Below are 20322 nucleotides of genomic sequence, written 5' to 3'. Positions count from 1 at the left end.
GGGGGCCGCGCCTGCCGGCGGGCGGGGCGAGCCTCCTGCCACCGCCTGGAAGTTTCCTGCAGGCCAGCGCCCAGGCCGAGTCCGAGATGGAGCGCATCGTGCGCGAGCACCTCAAGTTCGCCGGCAACGTCGCGGACCTGTTCTCCGGGTGCGGAACATTCGCGCTGCGCCTCGCGGCCGAGGCCAGCGTGCTGGCGGCGGAGGGAAATGCGGCGGCAGTCGATGCGCTGAAAGAGTCGCTGCGGGCCGCGCATGGACTGAAGCCCGTCAGGGCTGAGGTGCGCGACCTCTTCCGGAATCCCTATGGCGCCGCGGAGCTGTCGCGGCTGGGCGGCGTTGTGCTCGACCCACCGCGTGCCGGCGCTGCTGCGCAGGTGGCCGAGCTGACGAAATCCCGTGTGCCGAAAATCGCCTATGTCTCGTGCGACCCTGCCACGCTGGCGCGCGACCTGCGCACGCTTGTGGATGGCGGGTACAGTATCGTCCGTATACACCCCATCGATCAGTTCCTCTGGTCGGCGCATGTCGAGGCGGTGGCGCTGCTGGAGCGGCGGCCATGAGCGACAAGCCGCAACCCGCCGTCGGCACGGTCTGCTTCAAGGGCGAGGACGTGCTGCTGATCCGCCGTGGCACGAAGCCATTGGCGGGCGACTGGTCGCTGCCCGGCGGGCGGATTGAGTTTGGCGAGCGGGCGGAAGCGGCGGCCTTGCGCGAACTGATTGAGGAAACCGGCATCGTGGCGCGCCTCGTCGGCCTTATCGATGTGGTCGACGCGATCTTCACATCGCGCACCACCGGCGCCGTGGCGCGCCACTATGTGCTGTTCGATTATGCAGCGGTGTGGATTTCGGGCGAACCGGAGGCCGGCGACGACGCGGACCATGCCGAGTGGATATCCCCCGCGCGTCTGGCAGAGCTGCCGCTATGGGACGAGACGCGCCGGGTGATCGCGGCGGCGCGCAAGTTGGCTCAAGGGTAGGCTCTTGACCCTCCGCAAGGGAAGCTCTGTGTAGACGGTCACGACATCAGAACATTATCAGGGAGGAACTTTCGACATGACCTACAAACCCTTCGATCTCAGCGGCAAGGTCTGCGTCGTTACCGGTGGTAACAAGGGCATCGGACTCGGCATGGTGGAGGCGCTGGCTGCGTCCAACGCCGATGTCGTGATCTGGGGCCGCAAGACGGCGGACAATGACGCCGCCGTGAAGAAAGCCTCGGGCCTCGGCACCGGCAAGGTTAAAGCCTGGGTAGTGGATGTCGCCGATGAAGGCCAGGTCGTGAAAGCGATGAAAGAGGCAGAGGAAGAGTTCAAGCGCATCGACTGCTGCATCGCGAATGCCGGCGTCGGGCGAGGCTCGGCGAGCTTCGAGACGATGACCCTCGACACCTGGCGGTATAACCAGTCCATCAACTCCGAAGGCGCCTTCTTCACGCTGCGCGAGGCGGCAAAATCCATGGTGGCGCGCGCCAGGGCCGGCGATCTGGGTGGCAGCCTGGTCGGCACGGCCTCGCTCGCCGGCATCGAAGGCGCCGGCCGTAACCAGGCCTATGCCCATACCAAGGGCGGCCTGATTGCCATGATGAACGCCATTGCGGTGGAGTATGGCCGGTATGGCATCCGCGGCAATTCCGTCCTGCCGGGCTGGATCGCCACCGACATGACCGAAGGCGCACAGGGCAATGACGCGTTCGCCACCAAGGTCATCACGCGCGTCCCGATTCGCCGCTGGGGTGAACCGGCAGACTTCGGCGGGATCGCCGTCTACCTCGCGTCGGACGCTTCGAAGTATCATTCCGGGGACACGCTGGTCATCGATGGCGGCTACGCGAAGTTCTGATTCGCGCGCCGGCCTTCCGGGCAAAGAAAAAGGCCGCTTCCCGAAGGAAGCGGCCTTATCTTTTAGACCGGCTAACCGATCGCTCTGATATTACTCAGGAGCGGTTTCGGTCGTCGTTTCGGTGGTCGTTTCGGTCGTGGTGACTTCTTCGACAACGCCGTCAACGGTTTCGGTCACGACTTCGGTGGTCTCTTCGACAACCGTTTCGGTTGCTTCAGCAGCTTCGACAGCCACTTCTTCAACGGTTACTTCTTCAGCAGCCGGAGCAGCCTCTTCGGTCGCGCCGCAAGCGGCGAGGACGAGGGCGGAAGCGGCAGCAGCGGCAAGGACGAGCATTTTCATAATTGTAGTACCCCTGTTGAGTGTTCTTGCGAACGACCGGTGCTCTAGCACCTGTTGAACATTACTGAAAGTTAATTCTTCAGCTCTGCATGATCGTCGCGGTTAGGTTGAAGAAAACCCCCTCCCGCCTATGGAAGAGGGCAGCTTCAAGCCAGTTTCCGATTACTCGGGAGCGGCTTCTTCGGCAACGCCTTCTTCGGCAGCTTCTTCAGCGACGGCAACTTCTGCCTCGACTGCGACTTCTGCTTCAACGGCTTCGGCTTCACCATCGCCTTCGGCTGCGACCGCTTCAACAGCGGCTTCAGCTTCCACGATTTCGGTTGCGGGGGCCGGTTCACCTGCGAACGCGACACCAGCGAAAAGGATTGCAGCAGCGGCGCCAGCAAACACTTTGGTCATGTGGATTTTCCTTCTTATGACACCTGCCCGGCGGGTTTCTCCCCGGGCACCGCGCTCTTGAACATTGATCGGGGCCAGATTGCGGCAATTGCGCGGCAATTCTGTTCCAAATCGGGCCAGCACTGCTTTTCGCCAAAGACTCTTGCGTTGACGCGGCGGCGGCAGCCTAACGATTGGGCACACAACGCGGACCAAACGGAGAGACCCCATGGCGCTGAAAACCCGGCTGACTGACCTGCTGAAAGTCCAACACCCGATAATGCTCGCCGGCATGGGCGGCGTTTCCTACGCGGAAGTCTGCGCCGCCATGTGCAATGCGGGCGGGTACGGCGTCCTGGGGATGGCTGGCACTTCGCCCGCGTTCATTGCCGGCCAGATGAAGAAAGTGCGCGAGCTGACCGACAAGCCGTTTGGCGTCGACCTGCTGGCCGCCAGCCCCGAAAGCCTCGAGGAATCGGTCGACGTGATCATCAAGGGCGGCGCTGATTCGTTCGTGGCAGGTCTCGGGGTGCCGCTGCCGATCATGGCGCGGCTCAAGGCGGCCGGCGTCAAGGTAATGGTCGTCGGCGGCGCCGTGAAGCATGCCATCAAGGCGGAGGAAGCCGGCTGCGACGCCGTCATCCTGCAGGGCGGCGAAGGCGGCGGGCATACCGGCCTCGTCGGCACGATGCCGCTGGTCGCCCAGGCCGTCGAAGCCGTGAAGATCCCGGTGATCGCCGCCGGCGGCATCTATGACGGGCGCGGCCTCGCCGCCGCTCTGGCCCTCGGCGCCGAGGGCGTCTGGGTGGGCACCCGCTTCATTTCCTCCGCCGAGGCGCACGCCGCCAACATGTACAAGAACGCCGTGGTCGAGGCCGGCGACACCGACACGACCCGCACCCGCTGCTATTCCGGTAAGCCGATGCGCTGCCGCAGCAACGACTATATCAACGACTGGGAGCAGCGCCCGCAGGACATCAAGCCTTTCCCCTTCCAGGCGATCCACTCGACCCAGACCGGCGTGATCGGCGGCATAGGCGGCATCACCGACGAGGCCAAACTGAACCCGGACTCCTCCTGCTTCGCCATGGGCCAGTCCGCCGGCGGCGTGCGCGAGGTGAAGCCGGTGGCAGACATCGTCGCCGACATCATGCGCGACGCCGAAGCCTCGATCGCGCGGATGGCGGGGCTGCGGGTCGGCGTGAAGGCCTGATACACTCGCCCGGCCCTGACCACGGCCTATGTTCGTGTTCAGGGTCGACATGAGGCAGCATTGAAATTGGGAACGATCCTGCTGGGCGTTACAATGGCCGCCGTACTCCTCGGTGGATGCTGGCTGTATACGCCGGACAAGCCGCGCGCCGCGCTGGAGAAGATGTATCTCCGGCAGGCGGGCGACATGCTGACGGTGGCCGGCACACAATTGCACGTGCGCGATGACGGACCGCGCGAGGCACCGGCGATCATCCTGCTGCATGGCTTCGGGTCCAGCCTGCACACATTCGAGCCCTGGGCCGAGGCGCTGAAAGCGGACTACCGCGTCGTGCGTATGGACCTGCCGGGCTCCGGTCTCTCGCCGCCCGACCCGACCGGCAGCTACACTGACGCACGCTCCGCCGCCCTGATCCTTGTACTGATGGATCAGCTGGGTATCGGAAAGGCAACAATTGCCGGCAATTCCATTGGCGGCCGGATCGCCTGGAACATGGCCGCCGACCATCCGGAGCGGATCGAAAAACTCGTCCTGATCTCGCCGGACGGCTTCGCCAGTCCCGGCTTTGCCTATGGCGAGAGGGCCGATGTGCCCGCCGTAATGAAGGCGATGCGGTTCACGCTGCCGAAGTCAGCCATCCGGCCAAACCTCGCCGCCAGTTACGGCGACCCGAAGCGGCTGAACGAGGCTACCATCAAACGGTACCACGACCTGATGCTTGCGCCGGGCGGTCGGGCCGCGCTGCTGGCGCGCATGCAACAGACTGTTCTGACCGATCCCGCAACGCGCCTGCCGCTGATCAAGGCGCCGGTGTTGCTGATGTGGGGCCGCAAGGACCGCCTGATCCCGTTCAGCAATTCTGCCGACTACACGAAGCTGCTCCAGGACAGCCGTCTCATCGCGTTCAAGGATCTCGGGCATGTGCCGATGGAAGAAGACCCGGCGCAGTCGCTCGCGCCGCTGCGCGAATTCCTCGGGCAATAGGGCTCAGAGCCAGCCACGCCATTTGAAGAACTGATAAGGCACAATGGCCGAGAGGATCATCAGGCACAGCGCAAACGGATAACCGTAAGGCCAGGCAAGCTCAGGCAGGACATCAAAGTTCATCCCGTAGATCGAGGCGATCAGCGTCGGCGGCAGGAAGACCACGGCGGCGACCGAGAAGATTTTGATGATGCCGGTCTGCTGGATGTTGATCATGCCGAGCGTGGCATCGAGCAAAAAATTGATCTTCTGCGTCAGGAAGCTCGCATGGTCTATCAGCGCGTGCACGTCGCGGCCGAGGGACTTGAACCGGGCGGCGGCGTCCTTGTCCTGTTTACGCGCCTGCGCGGCGGCGGTAGCAAAGGTCAGCAGACGCTGCATCGAGACAAGGCTCTCGTAGAGCTTTGACAACAGGTCGCCCTTGCGGCCGATCTGTTCGAGTACGGACTGGAAATCGCGCGGCTTGGGTTTCAGCTTGGGCGCCAGCAGGGCGGCAACCGGCGCCTGCTTCGGCACGGGCGGCGGAATGGCGAATATCTCGCGGGAAACGCCGTCCAGTTCGTGCCCCGTGCGCTCCAGCACATCGCCGGCCCATTCGGTCAGGCCTTCCAACAGACCCGCCATCAGGCTCTCGGCGGTGAAGGTGCCCGCTTTCTGGCAGCGCGTCACGAATGTATCGATTGCACGCGGTTCTTCGTAGCGTACCGTGATCAGGTGCTCGCTGGTCAGCACGAAGGAAACCGGTGAGAGCAGCACATTGTCGCCGTCGGTGTGCGACAGCATCATCGCGGTCATGAAGTGCGCATTCCCTTCGGTATAGAGGCGGCTCGAGATCTCGATCTCGGTCATTTCCTCCAGCGTCGGCACATCGATGCCGAAGGCCCGCTCCACCGCTATCTCTTCGTCCTTCGCCGGGCACAGCAAGTCTACCCAGACCGCCTCGTCCAGCGCGGCAAGATCACCCCCGGCCAGCACGAAGCGGCCGGACGCGTTAGCATAGGTACGGATCATGCGCGGCCACCTGCGACGGGTCTACCGCGCGTATCTGCGGCAAGTCGCGGTGGCTTGCAACGACCCGCTTACCTTGCGGGCGTCAGCCGAAGCAGCCGGGCGCCGCCCTTGTCCTCCAGGACGTAAAGCGCCCCGTCAGGGCCTTCCTCGATCTCACGGACCCGTTTGCCCCACTGAAAGCGCTCCGCCTCGGCGGCCGTGCCGTCAGCATTGATCGTCACGCGCACCAAAGCTTGCGCGGACAATCCCCCGATAAGGGCGTTGCCCGTCCAGTCCGTGAAGAGCCCGCCCTCATAAATGTCCAGACCTGCCGGGCTGATCGCGGGCACCCAGTAGGCGGCGGGGGCGGCAAATTCGGGCCGCGTCGGGTGATCGGGAATGTCGCCTCCGTCATAATGGCTTCCATTCGACACTTCCGGATAGCCATAATTCTGTCCACGGACGATCAGGTTCAGTTCGTCGCCGTGCGCCGGTCCCATCTCGTGCACCCACAGCTTGCCGTCCGCCGCAAAGGCGATGCCCAGCGGGTTTCGGTGGCCGAGCGTCCAGATTTCCGCCCCTGGCCCACCCTGCGAGGCAAACGGGTTGTCCTCCGGCACACTACCATCGAGGTTGAGGCGCACGATCTTGCCAAGGGTCGACCCCATATCCTGCGCGGGCGTGAACTTCTGACGCTCGCCCGAAGTGATGAAAAGATGGCGATCCGGTGAGACGGCCAGACGGTGGCCAAAATGGCCATCACCGGTCACCTTGTCGAACTGCCGCCAGATGACGCTCTGTTCACTGACGGTCCCACCGGTTGCGGTCAACGTTACCTGCGCCAGAACTACGGCTGCGCCGGAAAGCTGGTTATTGTCAGCGTCACGCTCGACGTACGAAATGTAGACCTGCCCGGTCGTCGAAAAGTCCGGATGCAGGATGATGTCGCCCAGGCCACCCTGGCCGCGCGCGTCCACGTCCGGCCCACCGGTCAGTGTTCCGGCCTTCCTGCCATCTGCGTTCACAAGCCAGATTGCGCCGCCCTTCTCGGTCACCAGGGCACGCCCGTCGGGCAGAAACGTCATCGCCCAGGGATTTTCGAAGGTCGCAAGCTCTGTGGCGCGAAGCACGGTGCCGTCAGTGCCGGTGATGCGCAAGCCGCCATCGGCTTCGGGGGCCTCAGGGGCCTCAGGCGCAACGCCGGCAGGTGGTTCGCTGGCACAGGCGGCCAGCGCAAAGGCGATTGCGGACGCAGCCGCGGCGGCGGCGAACAGTTTGACATGGGACATGACGTAGCTCCTTTGGTGCTCAACCCGCGAGGAAGGCTGCGGGTTCCACAAGATGTTTCATCGGTTTGCCGCCCAGATAGAGCGCAAGATTGGCGAGGAAAGTCTCATCGGCACCTGCCACAGTGCCCGGTGTTTCAGAACTGTCATGCGGCGTTATGGCGATCTTTGGGTGGCGCCAGAGCGGGCTGTCGGCGGGCAGCGGCTCGGTGCGTGTCACGTCCAGCGCCGCAAAGGCCGGCCGGCCCGCATCCAGCGCCGCCATCAGCGCGCCCTCGTCAACCAGCGCGCCGCGCCCGAGGTTCAGGAACAGCGCGTCCGGCATCATCGCGGCAAAGAAGGCGGCGTCCGCCATGTTTTCCGTCTCAGGCGTATGCGGCGGGCAGAGCAGCACGACATCGGCGCGCGGCAGCTGCGCCATCAGCGTGTCCGGCGACTGAACCCGCGCGGCGCCCTCGGCCGGGCCCGGCGACCGGCGCAGGCCAGTCACCTCGCCGCCGAGCGCCGTGACCCGGCGGCCCACCGCTTGCCCGATTGACCCGTAACCCACCACCAGCCAGCGTGAGCCCCGGATTTCCCGCGCCTTCGTCCGCTGCCATTTGCCCTCGGCCTGCAAGGCCCGGTGTCCCCGTCCGTCGCGCAGAAAGTCCAGCGCCTGCCAAAGCGCCCATTCGGCCATCGCCTCGGCCTGGGTATGATTCGTCGTATAGTGCCGCGCCTTCTGGCCGATCATCACGAGCGCCGGATTCTCGATCCCGGCGGCAGCGGACTGGAACCAGTCCAGCGCCGGGCTTTTCAGGATCCCGGTCATGAATTCGCGCACGGCGGGGGAGTAGAACCCGTCTGCATTGCCGAAAGCAACGTCAATCGGCGGTAAAGCCTCCAGCGCCTCGCTGCTCCAGCCGTCATGCGCTTTTCCGGCATCATCGATTGTCACAAAGCGAACAGCGGCTTCCAGCCCCTTGAGCCGCGGGCGAAGGCGCGCGAATGTCCGCGCATGAAGAAGACATGTTTTCATGCCCTCGTGCTTAGCCTTGCCTTGGGCAGTGGCACAAGCGCCGCGCAGTCGGGTTTGCCGCCGCGCGGCCCCGATTATTTCCGCGATGCCGCCGATCTGGCCGGCCTGCTCGGCTCGGCGCACGCCATCCGGGTGCGCTGCAATGGCCGGGACGACCAGTACTGGCGCCGCTACATGGCCGACATGCTGGCCTATGAAGCGCCTGACGCGGGCAATCTGCGGTCCTCGCTAGTCGGTTCGTTCAATGAAGCCTTCTCCGACACCAGCGACGATTACCGCACCTGCGACACCCAGGCGGTGGCCGCCGAAGCGCGCTTCGCAGATCGCGGCAAGGAAATCGCGACACGCATGGCCACACATTATTTTCCGAAACGGGAACGCAGCGGCAGGGGATTTGAATGATGATGCGCACCACACTCGCGGGCGGCCTTGGCGCCCTGATGCTGACCGCCTGCACGCTGCTTGAAGCGCCGGCGCCCGAAATGCCGGCTATCGCCATACCGCTGGACCGGGAAGCTGCGCCGATACCCGGCCCGGTGCTGGACAACGACACTTATCCGAAGATGGGCCAGCGCCCGGAAAGCGGGCGCCCGATTGCCACACGCTCGCCCGTCGTCGCCCCAAATGGCGCCGCCGCCACCGCCCACCCGCTTGCCACGCAGACAGCGCTGGATGTGCTGAAGGCGGGCGGTACAGCGGTCGACGCCGCAATTGCCGCCAACGCCATGCTCGGCCTGGTCGAACCCACCGGCAACGGAATCGGCGGCGACCTCTTCGCCATCGTCTGGGATCCGAAAACCGAAACGCTCTACGGCTATAACGGCTCCGGCCGCTCGGCAATGGACGCCAGCCTCGCCGATGCGCAAGCCAAAGCCGACCAGTTCAAGGACGGCAAGGCTCTGCCCTCGTATGGCACCATCACGGTCACCGTGCCGGGTACGGTGGACGGCTGGTTCGCACTGCACGGCAAGTTCGGCAAACGTCCGATGGCGGACAATCTGGCCCCCGCCGTGCGCTATGCCCGCGAAGGTGCCCCGATCCCGGAAATGATCGCCTGGTACTGGTCGCGCGGCGAGGGCCGGTTTGGTCCCGCCTTCGAGCGCGGCGAACTGGAAGAATACGATAACGCGAAGAAGCTCTATTTCAGCCCCGCCCCTGTCGCCGGCTCCCTGTTCCGCAATCCGGACCTTGCCAACACGCTGGAGGCAATCGGCAAGGAGGGCCGCAATGAATTCTACAAGGGCGTCATGGCAAGGAACATGGCCGGCTATCTGGGTCGCAGCGGCAGTTTGTTAGACTATGACGACTTCAGAACCCACGCAGGTGAGTGGGTCGAGCCGATCTGTGTCGAATATCGCGGCGAAGTGAAGGTCTGCGAACTTGGTCCGAGCACGCAAGGCGTCGCCGCCTTGCAGATGCTGGAAATGCTCGAACGCTTCGACCTGAAATTGATGGGCTTCGGCTCGCCTGACGCGCTCACTGCTATGGTCGAAGCCAAGCGCCTTGCCTTCGCTGACCGCGCGCTCGGCTATTCGGATCCGGCCTTCTCCGGCATCGACCCTTCTATCTTGGTCGCCCCCGGCTACAACGCGAAACGCGCCGAGGCGATTGACGTAAAGCAGGCAGCGCTTTCCGTTGCTCCGGGTACGGAAATCACTGACGCCGCCCTGCGTGACGGCGACACGACCTACCTTACCGTCACCGACAAGGACGGCATGATGGTCTCCCTCATACAGTCCAACTATCGCGGCATGGGCTCGGGCCTCGTGCCAGATGGCCTCGGTTTCATGTTCCAGGACCGGGGCGAACTCTTCAGCCTCGACCCGAACCATCCGAACGTCTTCGCCCCCGGCAAACGCCCTTTCCACACAATCATTCCAGCTTTTGCATTCAAGAAGGACCTACCCGGCTGTCAGGTCCGTGCCACCGCGCCGGAACTCGCCTGCCCCTACCAGCCCTGGCTCAGCTTCGGCCTGATGGGCGGCGCGTTGCAGCCGCAGGGCCATGTGCAGATCATCACCAACCTCGTCGATTTCGGCATGGGCCTGCAGGAAGCCGGCGATGCCGCGCGCTGGGAGCATGACGGCGGCTGCGAGCCGACCAATGCGCTCGGCGACGACTGCAACATGGGCACTGGAAAAGTGATGCTGGAGCGCGGCCTCGCCGGCGCCGCCGCCGAACTGCAGGCGCGCGGCTACACCGTTGCCTGCTGCGAAGCCAACTATGGCGGCTACCAGGCCATCATGCGCGATTTCCAGAGCGGCGCCTGGATCGCCGCCACCGAAATGCGCAAAGACGGCAGCGCGGATGGGTACTAAAGCCCTGACGGCGCCGCCAGAAGCCCCCCGGGACTGCCCCCTTTGCCCGCGCCTTGTCGCCTATCGCGCGGCCGTGCGCGCGAAGGAGCCGGGCTGGTTCAACGGCGCGGTGGCGAGCTTCGGGCATGACACTGCCGAGCTCGTCATCGTCGGCCTCGCGCCAGGCGTGACCGGAGCCAACCGCACCGGCCGACCCTTCACGGGCGACTGGGCGGGCGACCTGCTTTACGCCACGCTCGACAAGTTCGGCTTCTCCAGAGGCACCTACGCCGCAGACCCCGGTGACGGCCTGAAACTCACCGGCGCGATGATCACCAATGCGGTGCGCTGTGTGCCGCCGGAAAACAAGCCCGTGGGCGAGGAGGTCAACACCTGCCGCCCTTTCCTGCAGGCGCGCCTCGCCGCGTTGCCGAAGCTGAAAGTCATCGTCTGCCTTGGCAAGATCAGCCATGACTCGACGCTGCGCGCGCTCGGCCTGAAGCCCGGGCCCCACCCCTTCGGCCATGGCGCACGCTACGAAGTGTCCGTGAACGGACGGCCCGTCAAGCTCCTCTCCTCCTACCATTGCTCGCGCTACAACACGAACACCGGACGCCTGACCGCCGCGATGTTCGAAGATATCTTCGCTGCCGCCAAGGAAGCCCTTGGCTAAGGCGCCCGCCTCCGCCAATCTCGCGGAAATGACCACAAGATCGGAACCGGGACTTGGACACCTCTGTTGATCTCGCAGCCCTCGCGGCCTGGATGGACGCGCAAGGTCTCGGCGCCGGGCCGCTGGAAAATGTCCAGCGCCTCGCCGGCGGCACGCAGAACATCCTCCTGAAATTCTCCCGCGCCGGGCGCAGCTATGTGCTGCGCCGCCCGCCGCCGGTGCTCCGGGCTAATTCCAACGAAACCATGCGCCGTGAGGCACGCATGCTCGCCGCCCTGAAAGGCACGAATGTTCCGCACCCGGAGCTGATCGCTGCCTGCCCGGGCGAGGCTGTCCTCGGCGCCGCCTTCTACCTGATGGAACCCATCGACGGCTTCAATCCCTCCACCGGCCTGCCCGAACCCTTCGCCTCCTCGCCGCAGCTGCGCCACGAGATGGGTCTCTCCCTCGTTGACGGCATCGCAGCCCTCGGCGCACTTGACTATGTCGCCGTCGGCCTCACCGGCCTCGGCAAACCTGACAATTATCTCGAACGCCAGGTAAGCCGCTGGAAGGCGCAGCTGGAATCTTATGCCGAGTTCCCGGAATGGGACGGCCTCAAGGACCTGCCGGATATCGCCGGTGTCAGCCGCTGGCTGGTAGAACACCGTCCTCGGACCTTCCAGCCCGGCATCCTTCACGGCGACTACCACCTCGCCAATGTCATGTACCGCTTCGACGCCCCGCGCCTCGCCGCGATCGTCGACTGGGAACTCACCACCATCGGCGATCCGCTTCTCGATCTAGGCTGGCTGCTCGCCACCTGGCCCGAGGGCGAAGGCAGCGCCGTCACCGTGACGCCCTGGGAAGGCTTTCCGTCTGCGGACGAACTCGTCGCGCACTATGCCAAGCAGACCACGCGCGACCTCTCGCACATCCACTGGTACGGCGTACTCGCCTGCTACAAGCTCGGCATCATCCTCGAGGGCACCCATGCCCGCGCCTCGGCCGGCAAGGCCCCGAAGGCCACCGGCGACCAGCTCCACGCCAGCACCATCGGCCTGCTCGAACGCGCCAATCGCTGGATCAGCTGATCAGCCGCCCTTCATGATCCGCGCCTTGTCGCGCGCCCAATCCCGCTTGGCTTCGTTCTCGCGCTTGTCATGCGCCTTGCGGCCCGTGGCGACGCCAATAAGCAGTTTTGCGCGCCCCTTGTCGTTGAAGTAGAGCTTCAGCGGCACGATCGTGCGCCCGGCCCTTTCCACTTCCTGCGACAGTTTCGAAAGCTGGCGCTTCGACACCAGCAGTTTCCGTTTGCGCCTCGGCTCATGGTTGAAGCGGTTGGCGCCCGCATAGGTCTGGATCTCGGCATTGATCAGCCACAGCTCGCCTTGCTCCACTGACGCATAGGCCTCGGCGATGTTCGCCTTGCCGTCGCGCAGGGATTTCACTTCCGAGCCGACCAGCATCACGCCGGCCTCCAGAGTATCCTCCACGGAGTATTCGCGCCGGGAGCGCCGGTTCTCGGCGACCATCCCGTCAGTGCGGCCTTTGACGGCAGGGGTTTTCGGCTTGGTGGCCATCGTCTCAGATATTCACGCCGGCAAGGCGCAGCGCCGCGTCGATCTGCGCGCGGGCCTCAGCGTCTGGCGGCGTGATCGGAAGGCGCACCTCGTCCGCACACAGACCCATCCGCGAGAGCGCATATTTCGCCGGCCCCGGCGAGGGCGATGAGAACATCGCACGGTGCAACAGCACGAGGCGCTGGTTGATCGCGCGCGCCGTCTCGAGGTCGCCGTCATCGAAGGCGGCATGCATTGCCGCGCAGGCTTCCGGCAGCACGTTCGCGGTCACCGAGATACAGCCTGCCCCGCCCATCATGCGGTGCCCCAGCGCGCTCGAATCCTCGCCCGACAGCTGGATGAACTGCTTATTCGGCCCGATCAGATGGTTGTGCAGCGCCACGCGCTCCATCTCGTCGCTCGCATCCTTGATGCCGATCACGTTCGGTAGCGCCGCCAGCGCCGCCACGGTCTGCGCCATCAGGTCAACCACCGTGCGCCCAGGCACATTGTAGAGGAACACCGGCAGGGCCACGGCATCATTGATCGCCTTGAAGTGCGCGAACAGGCCCGCCTGATTCGGCTTGTTGTAGTAGGGGCAGACGACCAGCGCCGCATCGGCGCCCACAGCCTTCGCATGGCGCACCAAATCAATCGCCTCATCCGTCGCGTTCGAACCCGCACCTGCAATCACCGGCACCCGGCCGGCAGCCACTTCAACACAAAGAGACACGACCGACTTGTGCTCCTCGGTCGACAGCGTAGAGGTCTCCCCCGTCGTGCCTACGGGCACCAGAGCCGCGGAACCAGCGTCAATCTGGCGCTCGACGAGCGCCGCAAAGGCGTCCTTGTCCACATTACCATTCCGGAAAGGTGTGACGAGCGCGGGAATGGAGCCGGAAAACATCTTATTATTGCCTGTTTTTCAGGGATTCGTTTCAGGAATTCGTGGGATAAGCGTGCTAGGCTGCCAAGGCTGGATTGTCACGCTTTGAGACAGAAATAAACATAGCCATCATGACCCTTGCCCGGAAGCTCGTATTTTTTGTGTCGCTGGCAGCCCTCATGGCCGCCAGCGCCGGCGCCATCGCTCCCGAAACCCCGAGCCTCAAGCCGGGCAAGAACCTTGTTCCCGTCACCCCCGCCCCGGTGCTGAGTTTTAACACGGCGACCCCCGCCGGCCCCTCGGCAAACCTTAACGCAGCCGCCCCGCAGCCGGGTCCCGTTTCGGGGCCCCTGCTGACCCCCGCGCTCACCCAGAAGTCCGCCAGTGTGCTCTACCTCGCCCGCGCCCTCAGCGCCGCCGAGCGCCGCCAGTGGAGCGAGCTTTCCGACCTGCAATACAGCGCCCCGGACCCGGTGCTGAAAAACCTGATTATGTGGAAGCGCGCCAGCGAAGGCGTGCCCGGCATGACCTTCGACGAGCTCGACCTCGCCCTGAAGATGCTCGACGGCTGGCCGCAGACCACCAAGATGCGGCAGCGCGCCGAGGAGATCATCGAGCTGTCCGCACTCGATGCCGCCGCCCGGGTCGCCTGGCTCGACCAGTCCGGTCCGGTCACCGGTGCCGGCAAGGTTGCCCTCGCCAATGCCCTGCGCGATAGCAGCAACCGCGCCCGCGCCGACGGGGTCATCAAGGACGTCTGGCGCAGCAACACGCTCGACAGCGATCTGCAGCGCATCGTGCTCGCGCGTTATGGCCAGTCGCTCAGCCAGGACGACCACCGCGCCCGCGTCGATTTCCTGCTCTGGACCGGCCAGACCAGCGCCGCCGAAACGCTCAAACCCCATCTCTCCGCCGATCACCGCAAGCTGGCAGATGCCCGCATCGCAGTGGCGAAGAAGGCCCGCAATGTCGACGCGGCGATCACCGCCGTTCCGGACCACCTTCAGGCCCATCCGGGCCTCCTTTACGAGCGCGCCAAATGGCGCCGCCAGAAGAAAGTCGAAGGCGTCACCGAACTGCTGCGCCAGATTGATGGCAAGGACGTGCCCGCCGCCGGTCGCGGCAAGCTCTGGGACGAGCGCGCCATCGCCGCGCGCGAGGAGCTGAAGCTGCGCAACTATTCGCGCGCTTACCAGCTCGCCGCCCCGCACGGCATGAATGCCGGCGCAGACTTTGCCGATGCCGAATGGCTCGCCGGCTGGATCGCGCTGCGCCTCAACGGCGACGCCACACGCAGCCTCGGCCATTTCGAATCGATGACCGCCGGCGTCTCCAGCCCGGTCAGCCTCGCGCGCGGCTATTACTGGACCGGACGCGCCCGCGACGCGCTCGGCCAGACCGAGCCTGCCCTGGCCGCCTACGGCGCCGCGTCCACCCACAAGTTTACCTACTATGGCCAGCTCGCCTCCGAACGCATCGGCGACAAGAAGGTCAGCCTCGGCGCGGCGCCCCTCCCGTCTGCGGAGGACCTCGCCCGCTTCAACGCCATGCCGGTCGTGCAGGCCATGCATCTGCTAGGCGAAGCCGGCGAGACGGAGAGCTTCCGTCACTTCGCCTTCTTCCTCGACGACCAGCTCGACCAGCCGGTCGACTACGAGATGCTGTCGGCGCTGTCGGCTAAGTACACCTCGCCGGATGTCGGCGTGCGGATCGGCAAGGCCGGCCTGCAGCGCGGCGTCGTCGCCCCCGGCGCCGCCTATCCGGTGCTCAGCCCCGGCATCAGCCGCAAGCCGCAGGTCGAGCGCGCCTTCGTCCTCGCAATCACGCGCCAGGAGAGCGAGTTCAACCCCAACGCCCAGAGCCCTGTCGGCGCCCGCGGCCTGATGCAGTTCATGCCCGCCACCGCCCGCAACGAAGCGCGCCTGCGCGGCATGCCCTACGAGCAATCCTGGCTGACCTCGGACCCCGGCTACAACATGACCCTCGGCGGCCTGCACCTCGACACGCTGCTGAACCAGTTCAACGGCAGCTATATCATGACCGCCGCCGCGTATAATGCCGGCCCCTCGCGCCCCAGCCAGTGGATGCGCGATTACGGCGATCCCCGCACCGGTCAGATCGACCCGATCGACTGGGTGGAATTCGTGCCCTTCTCGGAAACCCGCAACTACATCCAGCGCGTCCTCGAAAACATCCAGGTCTACCGCTACCGCCTCACCGGCGAGCCTGAAGACATCCGCCTGACCGAAGACCTGAAACGCGGCCGGCGCTGACGCCTTACGCGTTCAAGGCCTGCTGAACGAAGATCAGGCTGTAGCCCACAAAGCCAACCGCCGTGCAGGCCGCTGCGCCAAGCACAACGCCGGCCATGGCGAGCCGGGCGGGCGCGGGCCGTTCCTTCGCGCGGATGTAAAGCTCCCTCAAGGCGAGCGGCGCCAGATAGGAGAGAAAGCCGAGCGCCGCCAACCTGGCCTCGGACGGCGCCTCCTGCGCCAGGATGGTGTAACCGAATACCCTCATCCGCAGGAAGAACACGCCGGGCCCCACCGCGAACGTGCGCAGCGCCCAGCACCGGTGTCTGGCATAGTTTCGCACCGCCGCCGTGCGCCAGGTGAGTGTACCGGGCACATGGACGAGCACATGGACGAGCACCCCGTTGAAGCTGATCGCGAAGTTCGAGGAGAGGCCCTCGAGCGCGATCTCCCGCGCCACGTCCATCACGAGCCCGGTCACAGCAACCAGCATTTCCATCGTCAGGAATATCCGCCCGTTCCATCGGTGCAGCCACGCCGCCCGCCTGCGCACCTGCGCCGCCAGTTGCAGCGTGCCCCCCAGCACCACGACCATCGCCATCAGCATTGTCCGGCAAACGCAAGGTTGCCCATCGTGTCCCTTGCGATACAGCCATGCGGAAGAAACGGGTTCCGGTTCCAGTCCGCAAAGTTCCCGGACACGGTCGACAGCCCGCAGAACGCGGCGACGAAATAGAGAAACATCCACTGCCCCGCCAGCGTCACCCAGAACCAGAGCGTCGCTGCCGCATTGAGCGCCGCATCGGGAAACGTGCCGCGGCCAGTGGGCCGCGCAGGAAGTGTATCAGTCATTCGGGTTTCCTAGCCTGCACCGACGAAAGCGGTCATGGACGATTGGCGATATGCTATCGCCCGGAAACGATATGAGGCCATGACACTGCGCGCGAAAAACATGATCCGGCGTAACACCGGGGCGGCGCAGATGGCCGAGCCCACGCTGTCGCCAGGCTTTGCAAAATCCCTGCTCGACTTCACCGTCAGTCAGGGCACGGACGAGGCAAATCTCCTCTGGCCCAGCGGCCTGCGCGCCGGGGACATTGCCGATCAGGACGACCCAATCGCTGTCTCCCGCTCCGCCGCCCTGATGCACGCCGGAAAGGAAGCAACCGGCAACAGCGCCCTCGCGCTGGAATTCGGCGCCGCGAGCGACTTCCGCTAGTTCTCCGTCGTCGGCCTGATCAGCCATGCCAGCGCCAATATGATGGAAGCCCTCGCCCAACTGAACCGCTTCGGCTGTCTCGTTGTCGAAATAGAAGGCCTCGGCGACGGGCCGCGCTTCCGGCTCGCGGAGTGCGCCGGCGGCCTCTGGATGGAGGACCTGCGACCTGATCCGAACGACTTCCCCGAGATGACGGAGTCCACCTGGTCGCACTTCATCGTGGGCGTCATGCGCGATTTTCCGCAGCACATATTTTCCCTCGAAGCGCACGTCACGCACCCCGCGCCGCTCCACCGCGCGCGCAACGAAGCGCTCTGGAAAGTGCCGGTCACATTCGCCGGCGACCGCAACGCCATCCGCATCAACCCCGGCTGGACGCAGGTGCAGATCCAGCCCGAAAGCCGCTGTGTTTTCGGCGTGCTGACCGAGCGCGGCAGCGCGCTGCTGCAGGAACTCGAAAACTCGAAAACCCTGCGCGGGCGGATCGAAGCGATGATCCTCCCCATCCTCCACACCGGCGCGGTCAGTGCCGAGCGGATCGCCGCAAAGTTGGGCGTCAGCCGCCAGACCCTCTAGCGTAACCTCAAGGCCGAAGGGGTCATGTTCGTGCAACTGCTCGACACGCGGCGCCGGGATATTGCATGCATTATCTGTCCGGCACACAGGTCAGCGTGAACGAGACCGCCTACCGCGTCGGCTTCTCGGACCTCGCCGCCTTGTCCCGCGCCTTCAAGCGCTGGACCGGCAAAAGTCGCCGTGAGATGAAAGCCGGCTGGGCGTCCGGCGACATTCCGGCTTGAGCATGCCTCTGCAAAGCGCAGAGCCCGCACTGTCATTTCCCCCGGCTGCACGGTAAAAAGTACAATGAAAGCTGCTTATCATCCCAGACAAGCCGAGCGACTGGCCACCCTGCGGGCCTATGGCATCCTCGATACCCCCCGCGAGGCGGACTTCGACGATATCGTCCTGCTGGCCTCGAAAATCTGCCGCACACCGATCGCGGTCGTCAACCTGATCGACGCTGACCGGCAATGGTTCAAGGCCGAAGTCGGGCTCGGCGCACGGGAAACCCCGCTGGAAACCTCGATCTGCTCGCATGTCATCCTCGATCAGGATTTCACCATGATCGAGGATACGCACACCGATCCCCGCACGGCAGACAACGAGCTGTGCGCCCCGAATAACGGGTTGCGCTTCTATCCCGGCGCCCTGCTCAAGGCGGACAACGGATTGCCGATCGGCACGCTCTGCGTGCTCGACAACAAACCAAACACACTCGACGAAGGCCAGATACTGGCCTTGAAGGTGCTGGCCCGAAGGGTGATGCGCGAACTGGACCTGAGAAGATCACTCCGTACACAGATTATATTGCGCGACGAGATGGACCACCGGGTAAAGAACAGCCTCGCCACCGTTTCAGGCGCCGTGCGCCTCTACAAGGCCGAAGCCAGAAAGACCGGCGACGCCGATGCGGCATTTGATGCCATTCAGCGCCAACTCGACGCCGTTGCCGCAGTGCACCAGGCGATCTACACATCCGAGACGGATGAACGTCTTGATCTTAACAATTACATGTCTTCCTTGACGGGCCACCTCAGCAACTCGTTGCAGGGCAATCTGACGGTGACGTCCAGCGCGCCGAGCCTGTCCGTGCCGCCGAAAATAGCCAACACGATTGGACTTGTCGCCAACGAGTTCGCTGCGAACACTGTCAAACACGGCTCCCTTCAGACCTCAGGATCCGGCATCAACTACGATCTGGCCTTCGGCAACGGCGAGCTGACACTCACCTGCTCGAACAATGTCCCCGAACACCTGGCAGACCCGGGCAAGATCCACCAAGGCATTGGCGCGCGCATCATGAGAACATCGGTCGAGCAGTTTGGCGGCGTACTTGTGCAAAAAGGGGGCGCAAACGGATTTGAGCTTGTCGCCAGAATTCCGTTCGGCGCCGAACTCCAGAGCTGAACGCGGCGGCACAGACACGGTAATACCCACTGTTTCCCCACCTGAGGCAACTGTTAGACCCTTGCGCCGGGCGCCTCCCGATGCTCAGAACATGGCAGGCTGAGGGAGCACCCGGGTGAACATACTGAAATCGCTGTCAGCGCGGGTACTGATCGCGCTCACCCTTGGACTCGCGCTTGGCGCCGCCCTTGGCGGCAACCCCGCTGTCCCGGCCGGGCTCGTCTCCGTCACCGAAGCCATCGGCTCGCTCTGGCTCGGCTTTTTGCAGATGACCGTAATCCCGCTCGTCTTTGCGCTGCTCGTCGTCGGCGTCGCCGCCGTATCGGATGCACTCTCCGCTGGCCGGCTCACCGCCCGCGCGCTCGCCTGGTTCGCGCTGCTGCTCGCCGGCGCCATCGTCCTCACCGTCCTCGGCTATGAAGCCGCGCTCGCCGCCTGGCCGGTCAGTCCGGAAAGCGCCCGCGTGCTCGTCGCCGGCGCCACCGGGGCGGACGCCCCGCCGCCACAATCCATCGAGTTCGGCGCCTGGCTGAAATCCCTCGCCCCGTCCAACCCCGTCGCTGCCGCTGCCGGCAATGCGATCCTGCCGCTCGTCATCTTCGCACTCTTTTTCGCCTTCGCCGTCACCCGCCTGCCGGAGCATCAGCGCATCCTGCTCGTGCAATTCTTCGACGCCGTCGCCGACACGATGATCGTTATCGTCAAATGGGTGCTGCTCGCCGCCCCGCTGGGCGTCTTCGCCCTGTCGCTCACCCTCGGCCTGCGCAGTGGCCTCGGCGCCACGGGCGCCCTGCTGCATTATATCCTGCTGGTTTCGGCGGGCTGCGTTACCGTCATCCTCGCCTGCTATCCCCTCGCGGCGATCTTCGGCCGCGTCTCGCCGGTCCGGTTCGCCCGCGCCATCGCCCCGGCGCAGGTCGTCGCCTTCTCTACCCAGTCCTCTATCGCTACGCTGCCCGTGATGGTCGAATGCGCCCGCAAGAATCTGGACGTGCCCGAACATGTCGCCGGCCTCGTCCTGCCACTCGCCGTCGCCGTCTTCCGCCTGACGAGCCCGGTCGCCAATCTCGCGGTTGTTCTCTTCATCTGCCATGTCTCCGGCATTGAGCCGACCCTCGCCCAGTTCGTTGCCGCTGGCTTTGTCGCCTTCGCCGTCTCGATTTCCTCGGTCGGCCTACCCGGCCAGGTCAGCTTCTTCGTTTCGGTCGCGCCAATCTGCCTCGCCATCGGCGCGCCGATCGAACTCCTGCCGCTCCTCCTCGCCGTCGAAGTCATCCCCGACATCTTTCGCACCGTCGGCAACGTCACCGCCGACCTGATGGTCACCACCCTCCTCAACCGAGGAGACAAGGGTGTGCGGGTGATCGCGCCTGAGACTGCCTGAGACCGCCTGAGACCGCCTGACCCAGAAAACCCTTGCCCCCCCCCCCCCCC

The 20322-nt window shown here is 64.9% G+C and carries 24 protein-coding genes; 15 read left to right on the top strand and 9 right to left on the bottom strand.

Annotated elements, in window-relative coordinates; genetic code table 11:
* The 3 genes from WEA77_RS09270 to WEA77_RS09260 all read left to right on the top strand — a co-directional run.
* Nucleotides 1–560 (top strand): class I SAM-dependent RNA methyltransferase (locus WEA77_RS09270; protein ID WP_368067592.1); only part of this gene is annotated, 560 nt, incomplete at its 5' end.
* Nucleotides 557–979, top strand: a complete 423-nt coding sequence (locus WEA77_RS09265) for an NUDIX hydrolase (protein ID WP_368067591.1) — start codon at nucleotides 557–559, stop codon at nucleotides 977–979. The genes WEA77_RS09270 and WEA77_RS09265, both read left to right, overlap by 4 nt.
* Before the next feature lie 76 nt (nucleotides 980–1055).
* A complete protein-coding gene (locus tag WEA77_RS09260; protein WP_368067590.1) occupies nucleotides 1056–1841 on the top strand; it encodes an SDR family NAD(P)-dependent oxidoreductase in 786 nt (261 codons plus the stop codon).
* Nucleotides 1842–1931: 90 nt separating this feature from the next.
* On the opposite strand, the gene WEA77_RS09255 is transcribed toward WEA77_RS09260, so the two are convergent.
* Both WEA77_RS09255 and WEA77_RS09250 read right to left on the bottom strand, forming a co-directional pair.
* Nucleotides 1932–2183, bottom strand: coding sequence for a hypothetical protein (locus WEA77_RS09255; protein ID WP_368067589.1), 252 nt, complete (start codon nucleotides 2181–2183; stop codon nucleotides 1932–1934).
* Nucleotides 2184–2345: 162 nt separating this feature from the next.
* Nucleotides 2346–2582 carry a hypothetical protein gene (locus tag WEA77_RS09250; protein WP_368067588.1) on the bottom strand — a complete coding sequence of 79 codons (237 nt, stop codon included), beginning with the start codon at nucleotides 2580–2582 and terminating at the stop codon, nucleotides 2346–2348.
* A 208-nt stretch (nucleotides 2583–2790) separates the two neighbouring features.
* On the opposite strand from WEA77_RS09250, the gene WEA77_RS09245 reads away from it, so the two are divergent.
* Nucleotides 2791–3774: an NAD(P)H-dependent flavin oxidoreductase gene (locus WEA77_RS09245; protein WP_368067587.1), complete on the top strand. Its 984-nt coding sequence runs from the start codon at nucleotides 2791–2793 to the stop codon at nucleotides 3772–3774.
* A gap of 60 nt (nucleotides 3775–3834) precedes the next feature.
* A complete protein-coding gene (locus WEA77_RS09240; RefSeq protein ID WP_368067586.1) occupies nucleotides 3835–4758 on the top strand; it encodes an alpha/beta fold hydrolase in 924 nt (307 codons plus the stop codon).
* A 3-nt stretch (nucleotides 4759–4761) separates the two neighbouring features.
* Here WEA77_RS09240 and WEA77_RS09235 read toward each other — a convergent pair whose 3' ends face one another.
* The 3 genes from WEA77_RS09235 to WEA77_RS09225 form a co-directional block, all read right to left on the bottom strand.
* Complete coding sequence (locus tag WEA77_RS09235) at nucleotides 4762–5769, bottom strand: magnesium transporter CorA family protein (protein WP_368067585.1); 1008 nt, start codon at nucleotides 5767–5769, stop codon at nucleotides 4762–4764.
* 68 nt (nucleotides 5770–5837) lie between these two features.
* A complete protein-coding gene (locus WEA77_RS09230) occupies nucleotides 5838–7037 on the bottom strand; it encodes a PQQ-dependent sugar dehydrogenase (protein WP_368067584.1) in 1200 nt (399 codons plus the stop codon).
* Nucleotides 7038–7056: 19 nt separating this feature from the next.
* Nucleotides 7057–7971 carry an NAD(P)-dependent oxidoreductase gene (locus WEA77_RS09225; protein ID WP_368067583.1) on the bottom strand — a complete coding sequence of 305 codons (915 nt, stop codon included), beginning with the start codon at nucleotides 7969–7971 and terminating at the stop codon, nucleotides 7057–7059.
* 60 nt (nucleotides 7972–8031) lie between these two features.
* Here WEA77_RS09225 and WEA77_RS09220 point away from each other — a divergent pair, with 60 nt between their 5' ends.
* The 4 genes from WEA77_RS09220 (at nucleotide 8032) to WEA77_RS09205 (ending at nucleotide 12095) form a co-directional block, all read left to right on the top strand.
* Complete coding sequence (locus tag WEA77_RS09220) at nucleotides 8032–8454, top strand: TIGR02301 family protein (protein ID WP_368067581.1); 423 nt, start codon at nucleotides 8032–8034, stop codon at nucleotides 8452–8454.
* A 2-nt stretch (nucleotides 8455–8456) separates the two neighbouring features.
* A complete protein-coding gene (locus WEA77_RS09215; protein WP_368067580.1) occupies nucleotides 8457–10370 on the top strand; it encodes a gamma-glutamyltransferase family protein in 1914 nt (637 codons plus the stop codon).
* Nucleotides 10360–11022, top strand: a complete 663-nt coding sequence (locus WEA77_RS09210) for a uracil-DNA glycosylase (protein ID WP_368067579.1) — start codon at nucleotides 10360–10362, stop codon at nucleotides 11020–11022. Before WEA77_RS09215 ends, WEA77_RS09210 begins: the two co-directional genes overlap by 11 nt.
* A 92-nt stretch (nucleotides 11023–11114) precedes the next feature.
* Nucleotides 11115–12095, top strand: a complete 981-nt coding sequence (locus WEA77_RS09205) for a phosphotransferase family protein (protein WP_368067594.1) — start codon at nucleotides 11115–11117, stop codon at nucleotides 12093–12095.
* On the opposite strand, the gene smpB is transcribed toward WEA77_RS09205, so the two are convergent.
* A complete protein-coding gene (smpB, locus tag WEA77_RS09200) occupies nucleotides 12096–12536 on the bottom strand; it encodes an SsrA-binding protein SmpB (protein ID WP_368067593.1) in 441 nt (146 codons plus the stop codon).
* A 52-nt stretch (nucleotides 12537–12588) separates the two neighbouring features.
* Entirely contained in the window at nucleotides 12589–13470 is an 882-nt protein-coding gene (dapA, locus tag WEA77_RS09195; RefSeq protein ID WP_368067578.1) for a 4-hydroxy-tetrahydrodipicolinate synthase, read from the bottom strand.
* 110 nt (nucleotides 13471–13580) lie between these two features.
* Here dapA and WEA77_RS09190 point away from each other — a divergent pair, with 110 nt between their 5' ends.
* On the top strand, nucleotides 13581–15722 hold the full coding sequence (locus WEA77_RS09190; protein WP_368067577.1) for a lytic transglycosylase domain-containing protein: 2142 nt from the start codon (nucleotides 13581–13583) through the stop codon (nucleotides 15720–15722).
* A 4-nt stretch (nucleotides 15723–15726) separates the two neighbouring features.
* Here the strand turns inward: WEA77_RS09190 and WEA77_RS09185 are convergent, their stop codons facing one another.
* Nucleotides 15727–16302, bottom strand: a complete 576-nt coding sequence (locus WEA77_RS09185; RefSeq protein ID WP_368067576.1) for a DUF2306 domain-containing protein — start codon at nucleotides 16300–16302, stop codon at nucleotides 15727–15729.
* Complete coding sequence (locus WEA77_RS09180) at nucleotides 16302–16553, bottom strand: hypothetical protein (RefSeq protein WP_368067574.1); 252 nt, start codon at nucleotides 16551–16553, stop codon at nucleotides 16302–16304. Before WEA77_RS09180 ends, WEA77_RS09185 begins: the two co-directional genes overlap by 1 nt.
* 79 nt (nucleotides 16554–16632) lie before the next feature.
* Between WEA77_RS09180 and WEA77_RS09175 the strand changes: the two genes are divergently transcribed.
* From WEA77_RS09175 to WEA77_RS09155, 5 genes are all read left to right on the top strand, one after another.
* Nucleotides 16633–16920, top strand: coding sequence for a hypothetical protein (locus WEA77_RS09175; protein ID WP_368067573.1), 288 nt, complete (start codon nucleotides 16633–16635; stop codon nucleotides 16918–16920).
* 39 nt (nucleotides 16921–16959) lie between these two features.
* Nucleotides 16960–17496, top strand: a complete 537-nt coding sequence (locus WEA77_RS09170) for an AraC family transcriptional regulator ligand-binding domain-containing protein (protein WP_368067572.1) — start codon at nucleotides 16960–16962, stop codon at nucleotides 17494–17496.
* A 65-nt stretch (nucleotides 17497–17561) separates the two neighbouring features.
* On the top strand, nucleotides 17562–17720 hold the full coding sequence (locus WEA77_RS09165) for a helix-turn-helix domain-containing protein (RefSeq protein ID WP_368067571.1): 159 nt from the start codon (nucleotides 17562–17564) through the stop codon (nucleotides 17718–17720).
* A 64-nt stretch (nucleotides 17721–17784) separates the two neighbouring features.
* Nucleotides 17785–18888 carry a sensor histidine kinase gene (locus WEA77_RS09160; protein WP_368067570.1) on the top strand — a complete coding sequence of 368 codons (1104 nt, stop codon included), beginning with the start codon at nucleotides 17785–17787 and terminating at the stop codon, nucleotides 18886–18888.
* A gap of 115 nt (nucleotides 18889–19003) precedes the next feature.
* Nucleotides 19004–20272 (top strand): dicarboxylate/amino acid:cation symporter, encoded by a 1269-nt coding sequence (locus tag WEA77_RS09155; protein ID WP_368067569.1) that lies wholly within the window; start codon nucleotides 19004–19006, stop codon nucleotides 20270–20272.
* Nucleotides 20273–20322 lie beyond the last annotated feature (50 nt).

Source organism: Hyphomonas sp., from assembly GCF_040882205.1.
GTDB lineage: Bacteria > Pseudomonadota > Alphaproteobacteria > Caulobacterales > Hyphomonadaceae > Hyphomonas.
This window is presented reverse-complemented; position numbering and strand designations above follow the sequence as displayed.